General features: G+C 35.6%; 19 protein-coding genes. 1 reads left to right on the top strand and 18 read right to left on the bottom strand.

Annotated elements, in window-relative coordinates:
* Positions 1-36: 36 nt before the first annotated feature.
* The 15 genes from N3D17_00425 to N3D17_00355 all read right to left on the bottom strand — a co-directional run bounded on the left by N3D17_00425 (position 37) and on the right by N3D17_00355 (position 13063).
* Entirely contained in the window at positions 37-1974 is a 1938-nt protein-coding gene (locus tag N3D17_00425; protein ID MCX8081860.1) for a hypothetical protein, read from the bottom strand.
* Between the two features lie 4 nt (positions 1975-1978).
* A complete protein-coding gene (gene argJ, locus N3D17_00420) occupies positions 1979-3169 on the bottom strand; it encodes a bifunctional glutamate N-acetyltransferase/amino-acid acetyltransferase ArgJ (GenBank protein MCX8081859.1) in 1191 nt (396 codons plus the stop codon).
* The gene (gene ispD, locus N3D17_00415; GenBank protein MCX8081858.1) at positions 3141-3824 is read right to left on the bottom strand and encodes a 2-C-methyl-D-erythritol 4-phosphate cytidylyltransferase; all 684 of its coding nucleotides are present in this window, start codon (positions 3822-3824) and stop codon (positions 3141-3143) included. Before ispD ends, argJ begins: the two co-directional genes overlap by 29 nt.
* On the bottom strand, positions 3821-4789 hold the full coding sequence (locus N3D17_00410) for a PIN domain-containing protein (GenBank protein MCX8081857.1): 969 nt from the start codon (positions 4787-4789) through the stop codon (positions 3821-3823). The genes ispD and N3D17_00410 overlap by 4 nt, the downstream gene beginning before the upstream one ends.
* A gap of 106 nt (positions 4790-4895) precedes the next feature.
* Entirely contained in the window at positions 4896-6251 is a 1356-nt protein-coding gene (gene radA, locus N3D17_00405; GenBank protein ID MCX8081856.1) for a DNA repair protein RadA, read from the bottom strand.
* A complete protein-coding gene (locus tag N3D17_00400) occupies positions 6251-7336 on the bottom strand; it encodes an MlaD family protein (protein MCX8081855.1) in 1086 nt (361 codons plus the stop codon). The genes radA and N3D17_00400 overlap by 1 nt, the downstream gene beginning before the upstream one ends.
* Positions 7323-8075, bottom strand: coding sequence for an ATP-binding cassette domain-containing protein (locus N3D17_00395; GenBank protein MCX8081854.1), 753 nt, complete (start codon positions 8073-8075; stop codon positions 7323-7325). The genes N3D17_00400 and N3D17_00395 overlap by 14 nt, the downstream gene beginning before the upstream one ends.
* Before the next feature lie 18 nt (positions 8076-8093).
* Entirely contained in the window at positions 8094-8867 is a 774-nt protein-coding gene (locus N3D17_00390; protein MCX8081853.1) for an ABC transporter permease, read from the bottom strand.
* A gap of 2 nt (positions 8868-8869) precedes the next feature.
* Positions 8870-10222, bottom strand: a complete 1353-nt coding sequence (gene dnaB / locus N3D17_00385) for a replicative DNA helicase (GenBank protein ID MCX8081852.1) — start codon at positions 10220-10222, stop codon at positions 8870-8872.
* Position 10223: 1 nt separating this feature from the next.
* Positions 10224-10673, bottom strand: a complete 450-nt coding sequence (rplI, locus tag N3D17_00380; GenBank protein ID MCX8081851.1) for a 50S ribosomal protein L9 — start codon at positions 10671-10673, stop codon at positions 10224-10226.
* A gap of 9 nt (positions 10674-10682) precedes the next feature.
* Positions 10683-10901, bottom strand: coding sequence for a 30S ribosomal protein S18 (gene rpsR / locus N3D17_00375; GenBank protein ID MCX8081850.1), 219 nt, complete (start codon positions 10899-10901; stop codon positions 10683-10685).
* Positions 10879-11292: a single-stranded DNA-binding protein gene (locus tag N3D17_00370; protein ID MCX8081849.1), complete on the bottom strand. Its 414-nt coding sequence runs from the start codon at positions 11290-11292 to the stop codon at positions 10879-10881. The genes rpsR and N3D17_00370 overlap by 23 nt, the downstream gene beginning before the upstream one ends.
* Complete coding sequence (gene rpsF / locus N3D17_00365; GenBank protein MCX8081848.1) at positions 11273-11620, bottom strand: 30S ribosomal protein S6; 348 nt, start codon at positions 11618-11620, stop codon at positions 11273-11275. The genes N3D17_00370 and rpsF overlap by 20 nt, the downstream gene beginning before the upstream one ends.
* Positions 11621-11711: 91 nt before the next feature.
* Positions 11712-12683 carry a 50S ribosome-binding GTPase gene (locus N3D17_00360; protein ID MCX8081847.1) on the bottom strand — a complete coding sequence of 324 codons (972 nt, stop codon included), beginning with the start codon at positions 12681-12683 and terminating at the stop codon, positions 11712-11714.
* Positions 12684-12685: 2 nt separating this feature from the next.
* Complete coding sequence (locus N3D17_00355; GenBank protein ID MCX8081846.1) at positions 12686-13063, bottom strand: response regulator; 378 nt, start codon at positions 13061-13063, stop codon at positions 12686-12688.
* A 64-nt stretch (positions 13064-13127) separates the two neighbouring features.
* Between N3D17_00355 and N3D17_00350 the strand changes: the two genes are divergently transcribed.
* A complete protein-coding gene (locus N3D17_00350) occupies positions 13128-14084 on the top strand; it encodes an AEC family transporter (GenBank protein ID MCX8081845.1) in 957 nt (318 codons plus the stop codon).
* A gap of 185 nt (positions 14085-14269) precedes the next feature.
* On the opposite strand, the gene rimO is transcribed toward N3D17_00350, so the two are convergent.
* From rimO to N3D17_00335, 3 genes are read right to left on the bottom strand one after another with little or no spacing between them, the layout of a single operon-like run.
* A complete protein-coding gene (gene rimO / locus N3D17_00345; protein MCX8081844.1) occupies positions 14270-15568 on the bottom strand; it encodes a 30S ribosomal protein S12 methylthiotransferase RimO in 1299 nt (432 codons plus the stop codon).
* Complete coding sequence (locus N3D17_00340; protein ID MCX8081843.1) at positions 15565-15972, bottom strand: helix-turn-helix domain-containing protein; 408 nt, start codon at positions 15970-15972, stop codon at positions 15565-15567. The genes rimO and N3D17_00340 overlap by 4 nt, the downstream gene beginning before the upstream one ends.
* Positions 15947-18118: a DNA translocase FtsK gene (locus N3D17_00335; GenBank protein ID MCX8081842.1), complete on the bottom strand. Its 2172-nt coding sequence runs from the start codon at positions 18116-18118 to the stop codon at positions 15947-15949. The genes N3D17_00340 and N3D17_00335 overlap by 26 nt, the downstream gene beginning before the upstream one ends.
* Positions 18119-18418: the final 300 nt, after the last annotated feature.

Below are 18418 nucleotides of genomic sequence, written 5' to 3'. Positions count from 1 at the left end.
TAAAACACACCAGAACTCTTTTTTATTACTGTGTTGTTATGAATCCTTCTTAATATAGGTGTACTGTCTGATTTCTTTTAAAGGAGAAAAAGGTCTTCCCCCACCTTCAAAAAATTTTGTAAAAAATTCTAGATATTGCAGGCGGCTTGTATGTACATATCCACCTAAAAGATTAATTCCTAAATTTGCTAAATGTCCGAATATGAATAGGATAAAAGCAATGAGATAACCGATAAAGGGAATCCCTTTTGACATAAAAACCATTTCATTTACCACAAGTCCTAATACCGCTGTGGTAAGACCGAGTCCGAAAAGACGGCTGTAACTTAAAACATCTCCGAGTAAATTGCTTGCTATTACATTGTAAGCACCATAAAAAGCCCAGAATATCCGCATAAAGCCCTTCTGTGTAATACCTTTCAGTATCATCAGAAATATAAAAGAGATTGTAAGAAGTAATGAGAGAGGAAGTATAAGTTCTTTCATTGATATGACAAAAGAGATTATTAACAGAGCAACAAGTATCTGTATTGTAAGAAGTATAAATGGTTCTCCTGATTTCTTAATCCCAAACTGTCTTATAGAATTCAAAAGGTTGAGATAAAGTCCCCATAATATCTGTATATATCCTAATATAAGTGCCCATCCGAGAAAAAGGAATGTTTTGTTTCCACCTTCAAGGGGATTCAGAATAACCATTTTGTTAAGAGTTTTCACAAGGAAAAAATTATGAGGTAATCGTGACAGTATATCTCCAAACCAACTGCCTGTAATAGCCCCCATAAATATCGTGGCTATACTGCTATAAAGGATAAGCCGAAAGAATTTTATAATTGCTGGTGTATATCTGAACTTTTTTATGAATATAATAGATAATAAAAGAAGAATAATACCATAAGCAGCATCTGTTATACAAAAAGCAAATGATAGAAGAAAAAATATAGAAAGATGTGGTGTGGGGTCTATATTTTTATAAATCGGCTTACCGTAAAGGTCTGTTACTACTTCAAATGGTTCTATCACAGGTGCATTTTCAAATGCTATGGGTACTTCATCTTCTTTATCAGGGTCTGATATATAAAGATATCCATCAGGAAGGTATTTATGTATTAATCCTTCTATAAGTGGAATATCATTTTCTTTTACCCATCCCCATACTCCCTTTACAAATTTGGATATTCCTGTATTCCGTGATACTTTTATGTAATGAGAAAATGAATACACATAATCATAAAATACAATGATTTTATATTTTAAAGAGGATATTTCTTTTAACTGATTTTCCAGATTTACTATTAACCTTCTGTTCTTCTCTTCTATTGTCTCCATCTTTTTCAAGATTTCTGAAGGGAGTCGGCTCCATCGTTTTATTTTCAGGATAACACCTTTTATTTCTTCTATATGCTTTACTATTTCAGAATGTTTTTCTATAGGAAAAACTATCAGAAAAAGTGCTTTTTCTTTATCTTCTGATATCTTTTCAACCTTAAAACCATCTATACTCTCAGGAAATTTTTGTTTTTTCCGCGGGAGATGGAACAAGCAAAAAGAAAAATGTTTCATTGAAAAAAGAGAGTAGGGGACAACAGTAATATCTTTTATCAACATTAACTCTTTCTTTATAGTTGATATTTTTTCTCCTGTTTTCTTCCTTCTCTCAATCTCTTTTGATATCTGTAAGAATTTTGTATATATGTCATCCAGAGCCATTTCTCTAATTATATTTTCTTCTTCTTTTTTGTTTATGACGATTTTTCCTGAAAATGCCTTCCCTTCAACCTTCTTTAAGGTATCTTTAAGAAATTCAACTTTACGTAAGGTTTCTTCTATATCTTTATATAAGACGATATTTTCAAAACCAAATATATCCGGTAATTTATTTATCTCAGCGCATCCTTCCTTTTGAAGTTCTTTCAAAAAAGTGGATGGGTCTTCTGTGAAAAAAAGGTAGAACTTTTTCATTCTTGCTATCACTTGTTTACTCCTTATTTATCTTTACATAGTCCTCTGTAAGGTCACATCCCCACGCAGTAGCAGAAAACAGCCCTTTTTTAATATCTACCTCAACATTTATCTTATCTGAATGTTCCATTAATCTATGAAGATTCTCTTCATCATATTTCACAGGATTTCCGTTGTAGACCTTAACTCCACATATAGATACCTCTGCCTTTTTTATATCCATCTTTGCATTTACAGAACCAGCAGCAGCGAGAATCCTTCCCCAGTTTGGATAAGCACCATAAACAGCGGATTTAAACAGATTTGAACCTGCAATCCTTTTCGCTACCCTTCTTGCATCTTTTAGACACCAGCCACCTTTAACTACCACTTCTATAAGTTTCGTTGCCCCTTCTCCATCAGAAGCAATCATCTTTGCAAGTTCTGTACATAGTATTTTAAGCGATGATAAAAATTTCTTATACTCATCTGAACCACTTTCAATTCTTTTATTTTTTGCCTTTCCATTGGCAAGACATATAACCATATCATTGGTACTTGTATCATTATCCACATTAACCATATTGAATGATTCTTCAACTGCTTCTTTTATAACATTTTGTAATACATTTCTTTCAATTACAGCATCTGTAGTAATAAAAGAGAGCATTGTTGCCATACATGGGTTTATCATTCCTGCACCTTTAGCCATACCTCCTATATAGACATTTTTATACTTTCCTTTAATCCCTGTGTCAATCTGAAATTCCTTTGTAATCTTATCTGTAGTCATTATTCCTCTTGCAGCAAGTGTATGGTTTTCAGGACTTAAGGTCTTTACAAGTTCTGGAAGCGCAGAGATAATTTTTTCATAGGGCAGGGGTTTTCCGATGGTACCTGTTGAACCTGTAAGAACTGAATGTGGTTTTATTTTTAGAAGGTCTGCTATTTTATGTACTATAAGTTCTGTATGTTTATAATTTTCCTCTCCATTACAGGTATTGGCATTACCACTGTTTACAAGCACAGCATGGACTGGATTTTTTATATGTTTTAGTGTCCAGAGCAAACTGTATGATTTGAACTGATTTGTAGTGAATGTACCTGCTGCTATACAGGGGGATTCTGAGAATATAAGGGATAGGTCTTCTTTCCTCTCATCTTTTATTCCACAATAGACAGCAGATGCAGAAAAACCATCAGGGTATGCTATTCCTCCTTTTCCCATTTTTCAGTATCTCCTTTGCTATATTAATATCTATTGGATAAGTTATCTTTATGTTTTCTCTCTCCCCTTTTACAAGATATACCTTCACTCCTGATCGCTCAACAAGTGTTGCATCATCAGTTGCATAAAAATGCTCTTTATATGCTTCTTTATAGGCATTTATGATAATTTCTGCTTTAAATACCTGAGGTGTCTGAATGGATACGATGTTTTCTCTGTCAAGGGTGTGTTTAACAAAAGTTCCATCCCTTTCCTTTAAGGTATCCTGTGTCTCTATATAAGGTACTGCTGCGCCATATTTTTTAGCGCTTTTTATCAATCGGTTAAGAAGATTATCAGAGAAAAATGGCCTGGCCACATCATGTATTATTATAATCCCATCTTTTTTTTTAAGTGCTTTTATTCCTTCATTAACAGAGTCCTGCCTGTGTTCCCCCCCGGAGATAACTTCTATATTTTTATAGATATTTTTTAATTTTCTGTTCCACTTTTCAACATATCCATAAGGAAGGACTAATACAATTTCACATACTTTTTCATAAAATTTTTCAATGGAATAATAAAGAAGTTGTTTCTGCCCAATTTTCAAAAATGCCTTCGGGATACCTCCAAGCCGATTACCTTTTCCTCCTCCAGCGATTATAACGGATATCATTTTAATTTGGCAAAGATAATCCTTCCTGTAGATGTCTGTATAGCACTGTCAATAATTACATCTATAGTTCTGCCTAAAAACCTTACTCCATCTTCAACAACTACCATTGTTCCATCTTCTAAGTATCCAACACCCTGTCCGGCTTCTTTTCCTTCTTTTATTATTTTAAGGGGTATCTCTTCACCACTCATAAGTTTAGGCCTCATAAGTGTTGCAAGCATATTAAGATTGAGTACTTCTATATTTTGAACCTCTGCTATCTTTGCAAGATTAGAATCATTGGTAAGTATTTTAGCGCCTACATCTGTTGCAAGTTTCACAATCTTTGCATCAACCGCTTCAATATCCGAGTATTCAGCATCATATATCTTCACATCTAACTGTTCATCCTTTCTGAGTTTTTGTAGTACCTCAAGTCCTCTCTTTCCACGTTGTCTCTTCATATCACTTGAACTATCTGCAAGTCCCTGAAGTTCTTCTACTACAAACTTAGGAATTATTATGATATAGTCAAGGAATCCACCCTTGGCAAGTTCGTATATACGGCCATCAATAAGAACGCTTGTATCAACCACTAAAAGACGTTCCTGTTCTTTAACCCCTCTCAAAAAAGGGAAAATAAAACCTAATTCTTCAACTCCTTTAAGTCCTATCATTATACCGAGATAAGTAAAAGCAAAATAGAGAGCAAATCTTATATATATGATTGTTTTTGGGTCTTCAACAGGGATAAGGAGAAAAAAACCTGCCAGTAGTATGGCTGTTATAAGACCAAAAACTAAACCACCTATTGCAAGTAAAAGTTTTTTTAGAGGGATCTTCTCAATAAATATCTCAATAACTACAATAAAAAGAGAACCTAAAAATCCTGTAAGGGATCCTACAAGTCTTGCATTAGGAATAATGTAATATCCTGTCAGTGTACTCAATAGTATGAAAAATCCACGGATAATATATACACCCATTTTTTTCTCCTTTCAAAGTCATAAAGTAAAAACTACAGGTTAAGTTATCTCTATTATTTTATATCAGAAGGAGAAAAAGGTAAATACTTTTTACATAATTTAAATTTTATAGAGAAAGGAATATCTGAACTGCATCTTTCAGCCACATTACAGAATATATCTGGAGGGATATATCCTTTGTATCTTTTAAATTCCCTTCTGGTATTATTGCTTTGCTGTATCCTAAACGTAATGCTTCTCTTAACCTGTTATATATCTGCCCTACAGGTCTTATCTCTCCTGTAAGTGCAATTTCTCCTATCACCACACACTTTTCCATTGGGGGCGTATCTTTTATAGACGATATACAGGATAATGCAACAGCAAGGTCAACCGCTGGTTCTGTAACTTTAAGTCCGCCACCTGTGTTAAAAAATACATCATAGGTACCGAGATTGAACTTCAACTTTTTCTCAATAACTGCTGTAATCATAGATATCCTGTTATAGTCCAGCCCTGTAACAGACCTTTTTGGAACTCCATAATAAGAGGGTGTAACCAGACACTGTATCTCAACAAGTATTGTTCTGGAGCCTTCCTGTGAGGGAAAGATAACAGCACCAGGAAGTGTTTTTTTAGAATCAGGAAGAAAGATAGCAGATGCTTCAGGTATCTCTGTAAGTCCTGTTTCTTCCATAGAAAAGACACCTATTTCCATAGTGGAACCGAACCTGTTTTTTGTTGCTCTTAAAATCCTTAAGTTTGATTTTATCTCTCCTTCAAAACTTAAGACAACATCTACTATATGTTCAAGGACCTTTGGCCCTGCTATTATTCCTTCCTTTGTAATATGTCCCACAAGAAAAATGGAACAACTACTTTCTTTCGCACGGCTGAGGAAAAATGATGTAATTTCTCTAACCTGACTTACAGAACCGGGGATTGCAGGAATTTCCGGGTCAAAGACGGTCTGTACGGAGTCCACTATAATGAAATCAGGGTTTAAAAGGTCTATACTGTGTTTTATTGATGGCATCTCTGTTGTAGAAAGGAGATATAGATTTTCCGATAATGTTCCCAGTCGTTCTGCCCGCATCTTTACCTGGTTTTTGGACTCTTCTGCACTTATATATAGAACTTTTTTCCCTGTGGATGCAATTCTGCCTGCAATACTCAGAAGCAGAGTGGACTTGCCGACACCGGGCTCTCCTGCTAAAAGGATTAAACTACCAGATACAATACCGCCTCCTGTTACTCTGTCAAACTCTTTTATGCCTGTTTGTGTTCTTGAAAAATATTCGGACTTTATCTCTGTTATTTTCTCAGGAGAAGAAGTTGTGGAAATAATACCTGTTTTTTTCTTCCTCAGGGTTTCTTCTATAAATGTATTCCATCCGCCACAATCAGGACATCTCCCCAGCCATCTTACTGACTGGTATCCACATTCTGAACATGAAAAGATAACTTTTGTTTCTTTTTTCATTATTTTCTTCTTATAAAGAGTTTCCAGGGATGTGCCTTTATGTCCTTTACAAAATCATTCAGATTATTATACAATTCTTCATCCCGTAATAATTTTCCTGCTGTCCCTTTACCTTTTTCTACATCTGAGATGATATTATTAAGACTAATAGTTGCTTCACTTATTCTGCCAGATGCTTCTGTAAACCTCAATGTCGCATCGGATAAAAGTTGTAGTTCATACTTTAACTGGTCAACAATCTCTTCTTCTTTCATCAGACGGGCAAATGCTCCTTCATTTTGGATTTTCCACAAGAATTCCTGTAAATCTCTGGATAGTTTGTCAAATGAAGTAGCGGCTTTTTGTATATCTTCAAATGATTCTGCTGCCTGTTGTCCTGCTGATGCGAATTTTTTAATTTCATCCATTGTTGTCTTACCTGAAGCCATAAACTCGTTTGTATTGTTTATTAACTCTTCTATTTTAGAAGCATTGGCAGTTACAATTCTGTTTACTTTCTCACTTGTCTCAGTAAGGTTTGTCATAAGGATATCCACTTTTTTAATCGTAGATGATGCGTCAGCAACAACTGATTTTATATTATTTCTGAATGTTTCATCTCCGGTTATACTATCTATATCTGTAAGAATACCGTTGAGTCCTATAATCATATTCTGTCCTGCCTCTATAAGTTTTTCCATAGTAAGAGGATTTTCCCCTTCTACTATTTCACCCGGCTGGATATATTTCTTCTCAGCGGAAGGGGTTATTTCAATATATTTTTCTCCAATAAGCCCGAGCGTCTGGATGGTAATTTTACTACCGGTACTGATTTTTATATCCGACCTGATTTTTACTTTCGCTAGAACCTTTGGCTGTGCTTCATAAAGGATTTCTATCTGTTTTACTTCTCCTACCCTCACACCACTTACCCTGACAGGAGAACCACTTTCAAGACCTCCAACATAGTCAAACATTATTCCTATTTCATATCCCCTGTATTTTGCTGTGGTTGCCTGTGTTACAATAAATATACCTGCTAAAAGTATTGTAATAACAACAAATATCCCTACACGTAGTTCAAGAGAAAGTTTATCTCTTTTCATTATTAACCTCCATAACTAAAAAACTCCTTATAAGTGGATTCTTACTTTTATATTTTAACTCTTCAAATGTCCCTATCTCCTCTATGGTGCCGTTATTAATCAGAGCAATCCTGTCGGATATTAGATATGCAAGTTTTATATCATGGGTGACTGTTATATTTGTTGTCTTAAACTTTTTATGCATATCCATTATAAGTTTTGTTATACTTTCTGCCATGATAGGGTCAAGCCCTGTTGTGGGCTCATCATAAAAAACTATCTCTGGTTTTGAGATAAGTGCTCGTGCAATAGATACCCTTTTTTTCATCCCACCGCTTAATTGCTCTGGTAAAAAGTCACTGAAGTCATCCATCTCTACCTCTTTTAAAATATCTACTGCAAGTGTCCGTACATCCTGTTCTTTCATATCGGTATGATTGAGATAATAAAATCCGACATTTTCCCATACTGTAAGAGAATCAAAGAGAGCAGAACTTTGAAAGACCATACCTACCCTCCTTCTCAAATCCATTATTTTGCTTTTTGTTGCTCCATTTAATTTTTCGCCGAAAAGGTATATGTCTCCTTCTATTACAGGGATAAGTCCGAGTATGGTTTTTAAGAGGACTGTCTTTCCACATCCAGAACTACCTACTATTACGAGGGACTCCCCCTGTTTTACATCAAGATTAAGTCCTTTAAGAACATCTGAACTGTTCAATCTTACCCTTACATTCTTTAAACTTATAATATTTTCCATAAAAAGTTCATCCAGATATCATATGAAATAGAAGAATCCAGTTAATATCAGATTCCAGAGTATGATAAGGAAAAAAGAGATAACCACAGATATGGTTGCTGCTTTTCCAACCCCTACTGCTCCTCCACCTGCCCTTAAACCCTCATGAGAAGCCACTCCTATTACAACAAAAGCAAATACAATGGACTTTATAAGTCCGACCATAAGGTCTCTTATTCCAATAAATCTGAATGTCTGATAAAAAAACATTCCAGAAGGGATATTAACAATTAATATCCCTATAATTGCTGCTCCTGCTATTGCAAGAAAGAAACTTATAAGGAAAAGAGAAGGGAGTGAAATAATCCCAGCGAGAAGTCGTGGACTGACAAGGTAAGATACAGGGTCTATTGCAAGAATTTCCATAGCATCTATCTGTTCTGTAATTTTCATCGTCCCTATCTCTGCTGCTATGGCTCCACCAACCCTGCCTGCCATAATAATTGCAACAAATACAGGACCAAGTTCTCTTATCATTGATATAGAAACAATTCCCCCTGAGTAAATCTCTGCTCCAAATCTTTTAAGTGTATATGCGGTCTCCATTACAAGTACCATACCTGTAAAAATAGATATAATGGCAACGAGGGGTAAGGAATTGATACCTATGCTGTCTATATGCTTGAATATGTTTTCACTCTTCTTTGCAGAAAACATTTTTCTTATAGCATCAAAAGTTAGTATTGTAAGAGAACCGAAATAGGAGATATAACCTAAAACAGCATATCCTGCCTTCTTTACCAGTGTTAACATTGTTATTCTCTCGGACTGTAATTCTCAAATCTGGTAAATCCTTCCCTGAAGGTCAAAGAAATTGTAGCAGTAGGACCATTCCTCTGCTTTGCTATTATTACCTCTGTAAGGTTTGATAGGGTTCTATTTTCCTTATCTCTTTCTCTGTGTAGAAGTAGAACAAGGTCTGCATCCTGTTCAAGAGATCCACTTTCTCTGAGGTCTGAAAGTTCAGGTCGTTTATCCCCTCTTTGTTCCGGTGACCTATTTAGCTGAGATAAAGCAACCACAGGTACATTCAATTCCTTTGCAAGTGCCTTCAGTGAAGCAGATATTTCACTTATTTCCTGTTGTCTGTTCTCCGCTCTTTTATTACCTCTCATAAGTTGTAGGTAGTCCACTATGATTAACTGAATATTCTCTCTTGCTTTCATCCGCCTCGCACGTGCTCTTAATTCAAAAGTGGTTAGAGAAGGGGTGTCATCTATAAATATAGGGGTTTGTTCTAAATGACCTCCTGCCTGAAGTAATCTTCCTATATCTTCATCAGAAAGCATCCCATGTCTTAATTTTTGCTGGTCAATCTTTGCTTCACAACATAACATCCTCTGAACAATCTGTTCATTACTCATCTCTAAACTAAAAATAATTATGGGAAATCTTGTGGTACCTGCATTAAGATTTAGTGCTATATTACAGGCAAAAGCGGTCTTCCCTATAGAAGGTCTTGAAGCAATGATGATAAATTCAGAAGGATGAAAGCCAGTCGTTAACTTATCAAGGTCTGTAAATCCAGTAGGAATACCTGTAACAAATCCCTGTCTTCCGTGTATTTTTTCTATAAGGTCAATGTTCTCCTTGACCAGTTCCTTAAGCGAAAAGACAGTCCTTCTTGTTTTTTTCTCCCCGATATCAAATATCGTTGCTTCTACCTTATCAAGAAAAGAATCTACTTCTTCTGGTTCAGAGAATGCTTCAGATATAATAGAAGTTGCATTCTCAATAATAGTTCTCAATAGATATTTATCTCGTATTATATTTATATATTCATCAATATTGGCTGCTGTTGGAACAAGTTCAACTATTTCACTGAGATACTCAACTCCACCAATGTCGTCAATAACTCCCTGTTGTGTTAACTGGTTTGTTACAGTGATGAGGTCGCATTTTTCATTCTTCTCAAAGAGTGTACGGATTGCAGAAAATATCTTCCGGTGTGCTTCACTATAAAAAAACTCCTCTTTAAGTACCTCAAATGCTTCCATTCTCGCTGCTTCACTGAGCAGCATACAACCCAGTGCTGCCCTTTCTGACTCAATACTTTGAGGAGGTACTTTACCGTTGAGAATTATCTGCTGGTTATTCTTTTTAGGCATATTACTTCTCTCTGACAACCCATACTTTAACTTCTGCAGTTATATTCTCTCCTGTTCTTACAGATACTTTGTATATCCCTAATTTTTTAATGGGTTGTTCAAGCAAGATATGATGTTTATCAATTTCAATATTTTTCTGCTTAAGAATAGATTCTGCTATATCTTCTGGGGTGATAGCACCGAAAAGTTTCTCATCCTGTCCTGCTTTTGCTGCAATTGTTATTGAACCTTCCTGTAACACCTTTTTTATCTCTTTTGCTCTTGAAAGTGCTTTATTCTTTTTTGAAACAAGTTGTTGTTCCTGTTTTTCTAACTGGCTGATATTTTCAGGAGTTGCTTCTATGGCAATCCCTTTCGGTATAAGGAAGTTCCTTGCATATCCGGGCTTTACATCTTTTATCTCACCTTTCTTCCCTATATCAGGCAGGTCTTTTATAAATATAACTTTCATAACAAAATCTCAAACTTTTACAAAAGGTAAAAGTCCTACATAACGTGCCCTTTTTATTGCTCTCGCAAGAGCCCTCTGATGTTTAGCACATACTCCTGTAATCTTGGGAGGTAAAATTTTCCCTCTCGGGCTGGTATATCTTCTGACAGTACCTGTATCTTTATAGTCAATCTCATTAGTCCCTGTTTTGCAGAACTGGCATACCTTAGATTTTTTCTTCACTGCCATCTTCTATTTCCTCCTTTTCAGTACCTTCTTCTTTTGCTTCTGTTATCCCGGCAGGTGGTTTATCTAAAAACTGGAAATCTTCCACTATCACCTCAACTGTAGACCTTTTCTCACTTTCCTGGGTCTCCCACTGTCTGTACTGGAGACGTCCTTCAACAAATATCAAACTTCCTTTTTTTAGATATTCAGCCCATACCTCAGCCCTTTTGCCCCATATAACAAGATTTATAAAACATGTATCTTCTTTCTTTCCCTCTTCTTTTGATACATATTCACGATTTACAGCCATCCTTACAGATGCAACTGCCTGTCCTGATGTAGTATATCTCAATTCAGGGTCTCTCGTTAACCGTCCAATAAGAAAAACCTTATTAAGTGTTGGTCCTGGCATTTATATATTCCCCTTTTTGTTCTTTTTCCATATCAGGGAATCTCTTCCTCTGAAGGAATAGATAACGGATGATATTTTCTCTTCTTCTAAGCCCTTCTGATATTGAAGAAATGGAACCTGGAGATGTTTTAAAATATACGATGTAATAAAATGCCTCTGTCTCCTTTTTGATAGGATAGGCAAGATATTTTTTGCCCCAGAGTTCTTTTTTAACTATCTCCCCTCCGTTAGATGATATCTGTCCTTCTATAAAAGATATTTCTTTCTCCCTTACATCATCCTCTAAATTAGCCCTTAAAAGAAAACACCCTTCATATTTCCTTTCCATATCCACCTCTTATAATAGTTTTTAAATCCAGTTTTTATTTTGCCTTATTATTATATATCTTATCTAAAAAAAGTCAACGCTATATAACCTTTTATATATGCACCTCTATAATATCCCTGTCTTCAAGTTTAAAGTCCCTGCCTGCAATAATAACCTTATCTTCTCCTTTTCTCCATAGCCGTGCATACTTAAAATTTTTAGCAATGTCTTTGTGGATAAGTTCCGCAAGTTCTATTACAAGTGAGCCATTTTTCAAAGTATAAGGATTTTCTGTATCTGGTGGTTTTCCAGGTATTTTTGTATATACCCGTATGATATTTAAAAGTTTGAAAGTCAGTTCTGGTAATATCTCAATATTTGTACCTTCCTTTGCAGATATTTCAATAAAGTTGTTCTTTATTTTTTCTCCATAAAGTTCTTTGAATATCTCTCTTATATCTTTAGATGCTGGGACATCTACCTTATTACCTATCCATATAATATTCTTGTTAAAAATGAAACTACCTTCCTCTTTGATACGAAACCTTTCAAGTGTCTTCAAAGAGTCATCCATATCTTCAATCAGAGAGTCAGAGGAAAGGTCAAAAAGGAATATAAGTCCATCCGCTTTTCTTAAGATGTCTCCGAGCCAGTTCTCTGAAAGTTGTGAGGAAAGGGATGGTGTGTCTACCAGTTGTATATTTATATCCTCATACTTCATCATCCCGGGGGTAGGTATTTTAGTAGTAAAAGGATAGTCCGCTATCTCTGGTTTTGCTTTTGTTAATACTGAAAGAAGTGTGGATTTACCTGAATTTGGTGGTCCACAGAGAACAATCTGTCCTGCTCCTTCTTTTATAATAACAGGTACTGTCTGTTTTTTTGCTGTCTGCGGTTTTTTTTCAAGTTCTTTCCTATATTTTGCTATTTTTGTCCGTAGGAGTGCCTGAAGTTTTTCTGATGACTTATGCTTGGGCATTATGGCAAGAAGTTCCTCAAGGATAGAGATCTTTTCCTCTAATGTCTTAGCGGTTTTCAACTCTGCTTCTTTCTGATGGTATTGTGGGGGTAGATTTACAGGCATTTTTACTTGCTTAACATATCCCTAATGACAGGGAGAAGTTTTTTTATATTATACGGTTTAGTTACATAGAAATCAGCACCAAACTCATAGCCCTTTATTTTATCCTGGTCAGCATTTTTTGCTGTAAGCATTATTACAGGAACACGCCTGCTTCTTAATCCGGACTTTATCCTTCTTAAAACCTCCCATCCATCCATAACAGGCATTACTACATCTAATATAACGAGGTCCGGTTTCTCTTCCCTGAATATCTCAAGTCCATCTTCTCCGTTAGTTGCCCCAAATACAATATAACCTGATGATTTAAGTGCCATAGAAAGAACTTTGAGATTATCTGGCTCATCTTCAATAATCAATATTTTTTTAAGTTTCTCTTCCATATTATTATTTTACACTATTTGTTTTAATATGTAAAACAAGCAAATTTAGAGTATAATAAATGCTATGTTTCTAAAACTTTTTATACGGATACTGGCGATATTCGGAATGATAGGAGTAGGGGTTCTGGCAAGAAGATTAAATATGCTTGCAAAAGAGACAGCCAGTCAGATGTCACGTATTACTACAAACTTCTTCTATCCTGCACTTATCTTTTCATATCTGGTAAACAATTTTTCCCTTAATGGACTGGCCGAGAACTGGGTATTACCATTGGGAACACTTATAATAATGACAACAGGTTATATTACAGGGAATATATTTTCAAGGATTATTACTTTCAAAGACGAGAAGGAGAAAGGACAGTTTCTCTTCCAGTGTACCATAAACAATTATTCCTTTCTTCCTCTTCCTATAGCCCTTATGCTGTATGGAAATACAGGAGTCGCATACCTTATATTCTCCACACTCGGTTCAGAACTTTCTGTCTGGACAATAGGGATTTTTGGCCTTACAGGTAATAAGTTTCGTAAAGATAGCATAAAAAAATTTTTGAGTGTTCCCGTTATAGCAATTATTTTATCAGTAATAGCAATAGTATTAAGGGATATGTGTAATTTTCTTTATGCCTGTCCATTAATTATAAAAGAAATAGGAGTATCTTTCTTTTCTGCTGTTGATATTTTTGGTAAAGGAGCCATTCCTGTTGCTATGTTTATCGCAGGTAGTAGAATGGCAGACCTAAAATCCCATCATCTTATTACAACCATTCAAGGTTATATTATATCCCTCCGTCTTTTAATTATTCCTGCAATATCTTCTATTATACTTTATCTTTTACCTTTTACTCAGGAAGCAAAAAATATACTTTTTATTGTTGCTGTAATGCCTTCTGCTATAGCGAGTGTTGTATTGAGTGAGGTATACAACTCAGATACTGAGTTCGCTGCTTCTTCTGTTTTTACCACACACCTTTTCTCTCTTATCACAATTCCTCTGTGGCTGACGATTCTTCTAAAATAAAAATTTAGAAAAGAAGAGCATAAGAAATTATAAAAGGTAATACTTAAGATGCCTCTACATTGAAAGGAGAGGGGAATTATGAGACCTTTTCTGTACTTTTCACCCCACCTATATATTCTCCCCTCATATGGATAGGAGTTCCTCACTATTGCAGGAGAAACTCAATTACGTATGTAGAATTATTTTTAATTATTCTTTTTCAGTAATTTTCCATACAGGTCATAATCATCAGAAGATATTATTTTAATCTTACATATATCACCACTTTTAACTATATCTTTTGACCTTATATATACTGTTCCGTCTATATCAGGAGCATCAAATTCTGTTCTACCTATAAAGTAATCTCCTTCCTTACTTTCAATAAGCACATCTATTGTTTTCCCGAGGAATTTCTCAAGTTTTCTGCGGGATATCTTCCTCTGGATTTCCATAATAATCCTTTCCCTTTCCTTTTTTATCTCATCATCAACCTGATATTTTAAATTATATGCAGGTGTCCCCCCTTCCCTTGAATATCTGAATACACCAAGTCGGTCAAATTCTTTTTCTCTAACAAAGTCAACAAGCATTTTAAAATGCTCTTCTTTCTCTCCAGGGAACCCCACAATAAATGTTGTTCTGATTTTAATTTCTGGAATGGCTTTTCTTATAAAATCAATAACTCTGTTATAGTCAATAATGGGTCTATTCATCTTTTTCAATATATCAGGGTGGATATGCTGTAGCGGAATGTCAAGATACCTACAGATATTTCTGTTAGTTGCCATTACTTCAATGATCTTCTCATTGATATGGGCAGGATGGATATACATAACCCTTATCCAGTGAAAATTATATCTACATAGTTGTAACAGAAGTTTATCAAGAATGCATCTTCCCTCAATGTCTCTGCCATAATTCCCTGTATCTTGAGATACAATGATAACCTCTTTTATCCCCATCGCTTCCAGATTTTCTGCTTCTTTTATAATATCTCCTATCTTTCTACTTCTCAGATGCCCCCTGATTTCAGGGATAATACAATAACTGCACAGGTTATCACAACCATCAGAGATTTTAATATATGCATAGGGAAAGGTAGATATAAAACGAGGGTGATTTCCAATACTGGAACAATCACCAATAATAAATTTCTTTTTTGTCTCTTCCTTTATTGCTCTTACCAGATAGATGGGGTTGACACCTTCAACCAGCATATTTATACCCTTTATATGTGGGAAATTATTCCCATATCTATTAACAAGACATCCATAAACAACAACCTTCTGTCCTCTCTTTTTTCTTCTGCACAGGTCTTTGATAACTGTTAAGGACTCATCTATCGCATCTTTTATAAAGCCGCAGGTGTTAACTATAATGATATCTGCCTCATCCATATCAGTTAGGATATAGTTTTCCTGTCCGAGTAAGGCAAGGATAGTTTCAGAATCAACAAGATTTTTGGGACAGCCGAGGGTTATTAGACATATTTTCTGTTTCATTCTGGTAGAAAATAGAGTGTTAAAAAATATATGAATACAAAGAGGATGATAAGGAAAAACAATAGACAAAGATATCTGGCAGGAATTTCTGCAAGTTCCCTCTTTTCTTCACTGATTTCTTCTTTATCTTGGTTATCTTTTTGCTGTTCATTATCTCTTTTTGTTTCAGTTATTTTATTTATACCTTCTTCAATTACTGCTGCCGGAATATCCATATATTTACCGTACAGTCGTATAAACCCTTTCATATGTAACTGACTTGGGAATTTTTCCCAGTTGCCATCCTCTATCATACGGAGAAATTTTATAGGGATGTGTGTTTCATCAAAAACCTCTTCCAGTTTAATCCCTTCTTTTATCCGTTTTTCTCTAATGACTTCATTTATCGGTATATTCTCCCTCATCAAGTTCTCCAGGGACAATTACCCTTCTCGGTTTACCTTCCCTGTAAGGACCGACGATACCTTCCTCTTCCATCCTCTCAATAAACCTCGCTGCTTTGTTAAAACCGATTTTCAACCTTCTCTGTAACATTGAGATAGAAGCAATTTTTGTTGTAAGGACAATCCTTTTTGCTTCCTGATATAGGGATTCTTCATCGCTTTCTCCTGAAATTGAAAGGGATGGAATTTCTGTCTGTTCCTCTCCATGTTTCCCTTCCACAATTTCCATCTGGTATTCAGGGGTCTTCTGTGCCTTTATAAAATTACATACTCGCTCAATCTCCTCATCACTTACCAGACATCCTTGGATTCTCATAAGGGATGAACTACCGGGTGGAATAAAGAGCAGGTCTCCTCTACCGAGAAGTTTCTCTGCACCTATCCTGTCAAGAATTGTCCGTGAATCAAATTTTGAAGTAACCTGGAAAGAGATTCTGGAGGGAAGATTTGCTTTAATAACACCTGTAATAACATTTACAGAAGGTCTCTGTGTTGCCAGTATAAGATGAATACCTGCAGCTCTTGATAATTGTGCCAGTCGTATAATACTGTTTTCTATTTCATTTCTCGCTATCATCATAAGGTCAGCGAGTTCATCTATCACAACCACTATATATGGAAGTTGGTCTACATCTTTCAAACTGTTATATATCTCTATATTACGGACTCTGACATCTGAAAAAAGTTTATACCTTCTGGTCATCTCTCCGATAAGCCACTTAAGTGTATTAACCGCATCTTTAATATCTACAATGACAGGACAGAGAAGATGAGGAAGTCCGTTATAACAGATAAGTTCTACCATCTTCGGGTCTATCATTATAAATTTTACTTCATCCGGACCTGCCTTAAAGAGTATAGATGTTATAAAAGAGTTTATACATACAGTTTTTCCAGAACCAGTCGCTCCTGCTATAAGTATATGAGGAAGAAGTTTCATATCGGTAATAACGGGCTTCCCCATAATGTTCTTTCCTATAGCAATTGTAAGTTTGGATGAACTTTTCTGGAATTCCTTACTTGACAGTATCTCTCTCAGTGCGACAATAGAAATCTCTCTATTAGGGACCTCTATTCCTACGGTGGACTTATTGGGCAAAGGTGCCACAACCCTTATTGTGGTGGTTTTAAGGTTCATAGCGATATTATCCTGTATACTATGAACCTTCTGTATGGGAATACCAGGTGCTAACTGTACCTCATACATAGTAACCCTCGGACCCTGATTGATTTCCACTACCTCTCCTTCTATACCAAACTCCAGTAATGTCTCCTCTATTACCTGGGCATATCTTTCAAGGTCTTCTTCTGTTTCCTGCTGAGCAGGTGTCGCTGATTTTAGAAGGTCAAGTGGTGGAAGTTTGTAATCACCTATCCTGACAGGTCTGGATGGTGTTTTTGCAGGGGGAGGGGATTTCTCTTTTTCCTCTTTAACTGCAACATCTACCTTCTTATTTTCTACTTCTTCAACTACTTTTTCAACCACAACCGGTTTCCTCGTCTTTCTCTCTCTCGGTTTTCTTTCTTCTTTTTCTTCAGGTAATGGTTCTGGTATAGGTATCCTTTCTCTGCGGACTTCACGGTAATAGTCAAATATCTCTTTGAAGGGAGCAATAAATATCTTATACCCGGCATATAAAGAACCCAATCCGGTAAGGATGAGTATCATATATATACCATTTTTACCGAAATAGTCCTGTAAAGGAGGTCCAATTAAAAGCCCTAATATCCCTCCAGATGCACTGTATCCATTACGGACAGACAGAAAGATAGAAAGGGTTAGGATTAAACCTAAACTGCTTATAATTTTTCTCCACAGTCCGAGTTTTTCTCCCCATACGATATTATATCCGAGAAGAAGCAGTAATATGACAAAGAGGTAGGATACCTGCCCGAAGAGATAAAAGAGCAGTCCTGTAAGATATGAACCAAATTTACCTCCAAAGTTCTCCACAGATGTATTTACAGGAGAACCAGTTCTGGCAAAACCAAATGTAGGGTCAAAGGGAGAAAAAGAAATCAAGCAGAAGAAAAGGTATATAGATACCGCAAAGATAATAAATCCTTCTATCCACCGCTCAAGTGTCTTTTTTTCTATCTGTTCCATTGATTTTAATTTACCACCAATACCACTTAAACGCAAGTTTTTACTATCCTTTTTCTCTCCCCTTTATGGTATAATAAATTCTATAAAATGAGAAAAAGAACAAAATGTCAGATTATCAGTAATCTCTTAAGAGAAGGTTATATAAATGAATTTGTTTTTTCAATCTTCTAAAATCTAAATTCAAAAAATCTGAAATAGAAGAGATAGACAAAATATGTAGAAAGCAACTTAAGAAAGGATATAACAAGGTATTGAATGAGAATTATAAGTACTGAAAAAATCCACATAAAGTTCTGTAAA

The sequence above is a fragment of the bacterium genome (assembly GCA_026414725.1).
Taxonomy (GTDB): Bacteria; Ratteibacteria; UBA8468; order B48-G9; family JAFGKM01; genus JAAYXZ01.
This window is presented reverse-complemented; position numbering and strand designations above follow the sequence as displayed.

Excerpts from the sequence above, each read along its gene's own strand:
- rimO (MCX8081844.1), bottom strand. The coding sequence starts at position 15,568 with ATGAAACAGAAAATATGTCTAATAACCCTCGGCTGTCCCAAAAATCTT.
- N3D17_00410 (MCX8081857.1), bottom strand. The coding sequence starts at position 4,789 with ATGGGTGTATATATTATCCGTGGATTTTTCATACTATTGAGTACACTG.
- dnaB (MCX8081852.1), bottom strand. The coding sequence starts at position 10,222 with ATGCCTAAAAAGAATAACCAGCAGATAATTCTCAACGGTAAAGTACCT.
- N3D17_00390 (MCX8081853.1), bottom strand. The coding sequence starts at position 8,867 with ATGTTAACACTGGTAAAGAAGGCAGGATATGCTGTTTTAGGTTATATC.
- N3D17_00370 (MCX8081849.1), bottom strand. The coding sequence starts at position 11,292 with ATGCCAGGACCAACACTTAATAAGGTTTTTCTTATTGGACGGTTAACG.
- N3D17_00350 (MCX8081845.1), top strand. The coding sequence starts at position 13,128 with ATGTTTCTAAAACTTTTTATACGGATACTGGCGATATTCGGAATGATA.
- N3D17_00335 (MCX8081842.1), bottom strand. The coding sequence starts at position 18,118 with ATGGAACAGATAGAAAAAAAGACACTTGAGCGGTGGATAGAAGGATTT.
- N3D17_00360 (MCX8081847.1), bottom strand. The coding sequence starts at position 12,683 with ATGCCTGTAAATCTACCCCCACAATACCATCAGAAAGAAGCAGAGTTG.
- N3D17_00395 (MCX8081854.1), bottom strand. The coding sequence starts at position 8,075 with ATGGAAAATATTATAAGTTTAAAGAATGTAAGGGTAAGATTGAACAGT.
- rplI (MCX8081851.1), bottom strand. The coding sequence starts at position 10,673 with ATGAAAGTTATATTTATAAAAGACCTGCCTGATATAGGGAAGAAAGGT.
- N3D17_00355 (MCX8081846.1), bottom strand. The coding sequence starts at position 13,063 with ATGGAAGAGAAACTTAAAAAAATATTGATTATTGAAGATGAGCCAGAT.
- N3D17_00400 (MCX8081855.1), bottom strand. The coding sequence starts at position 7,336 with ATGAAAAGAGATAAACTTTCTCTTGAACTACGTGTAGGGATATTTGTT.
- argJ (MCX8081859.1), bottom strand. The coding sequence starts at position 3,169 with ATGGGAAAAGGAGGAATAGCATACCCTGATGGTTTTTCTGCATCTGCT.
- N3D17_00340 (MCX8081843.1), bottom strand. The coding sequence starts at position 15,972 with ATGAGGGAGAATATACCGATAAATGAAGTCATTAGAGAAAAACGGATA.
- radA (MCX8081856.1), bottom strand. The coding sequence starts at position 6,251 with ATGAAAAAAGAAACAAAAGTTATCTTTTCATGTTCAGAATGTGGATAC.
- ispD (MCX8081858.1), bottom strand. The coding sequence starts at position 3,824 with ATGATATCCGTTATAATCGCTGGAGGAGGAAAAGGTAATCGGCTTGGA.
- rpsR (MCX8081850.1), bottom strand. The coding sequence starts at position 10,901 with ATGGCAGTGAAGAAAAAATCTAAGGTATGCCAGTTCTGCAAAACAGGG.
- rpsF (MCX8081848.1), bottom strand. The coding sequence starts at position 11,620 with ATGGAAAGGAAATATGAAGGGTGTTTTCTTTTAAGGGCTAATTTAGAG.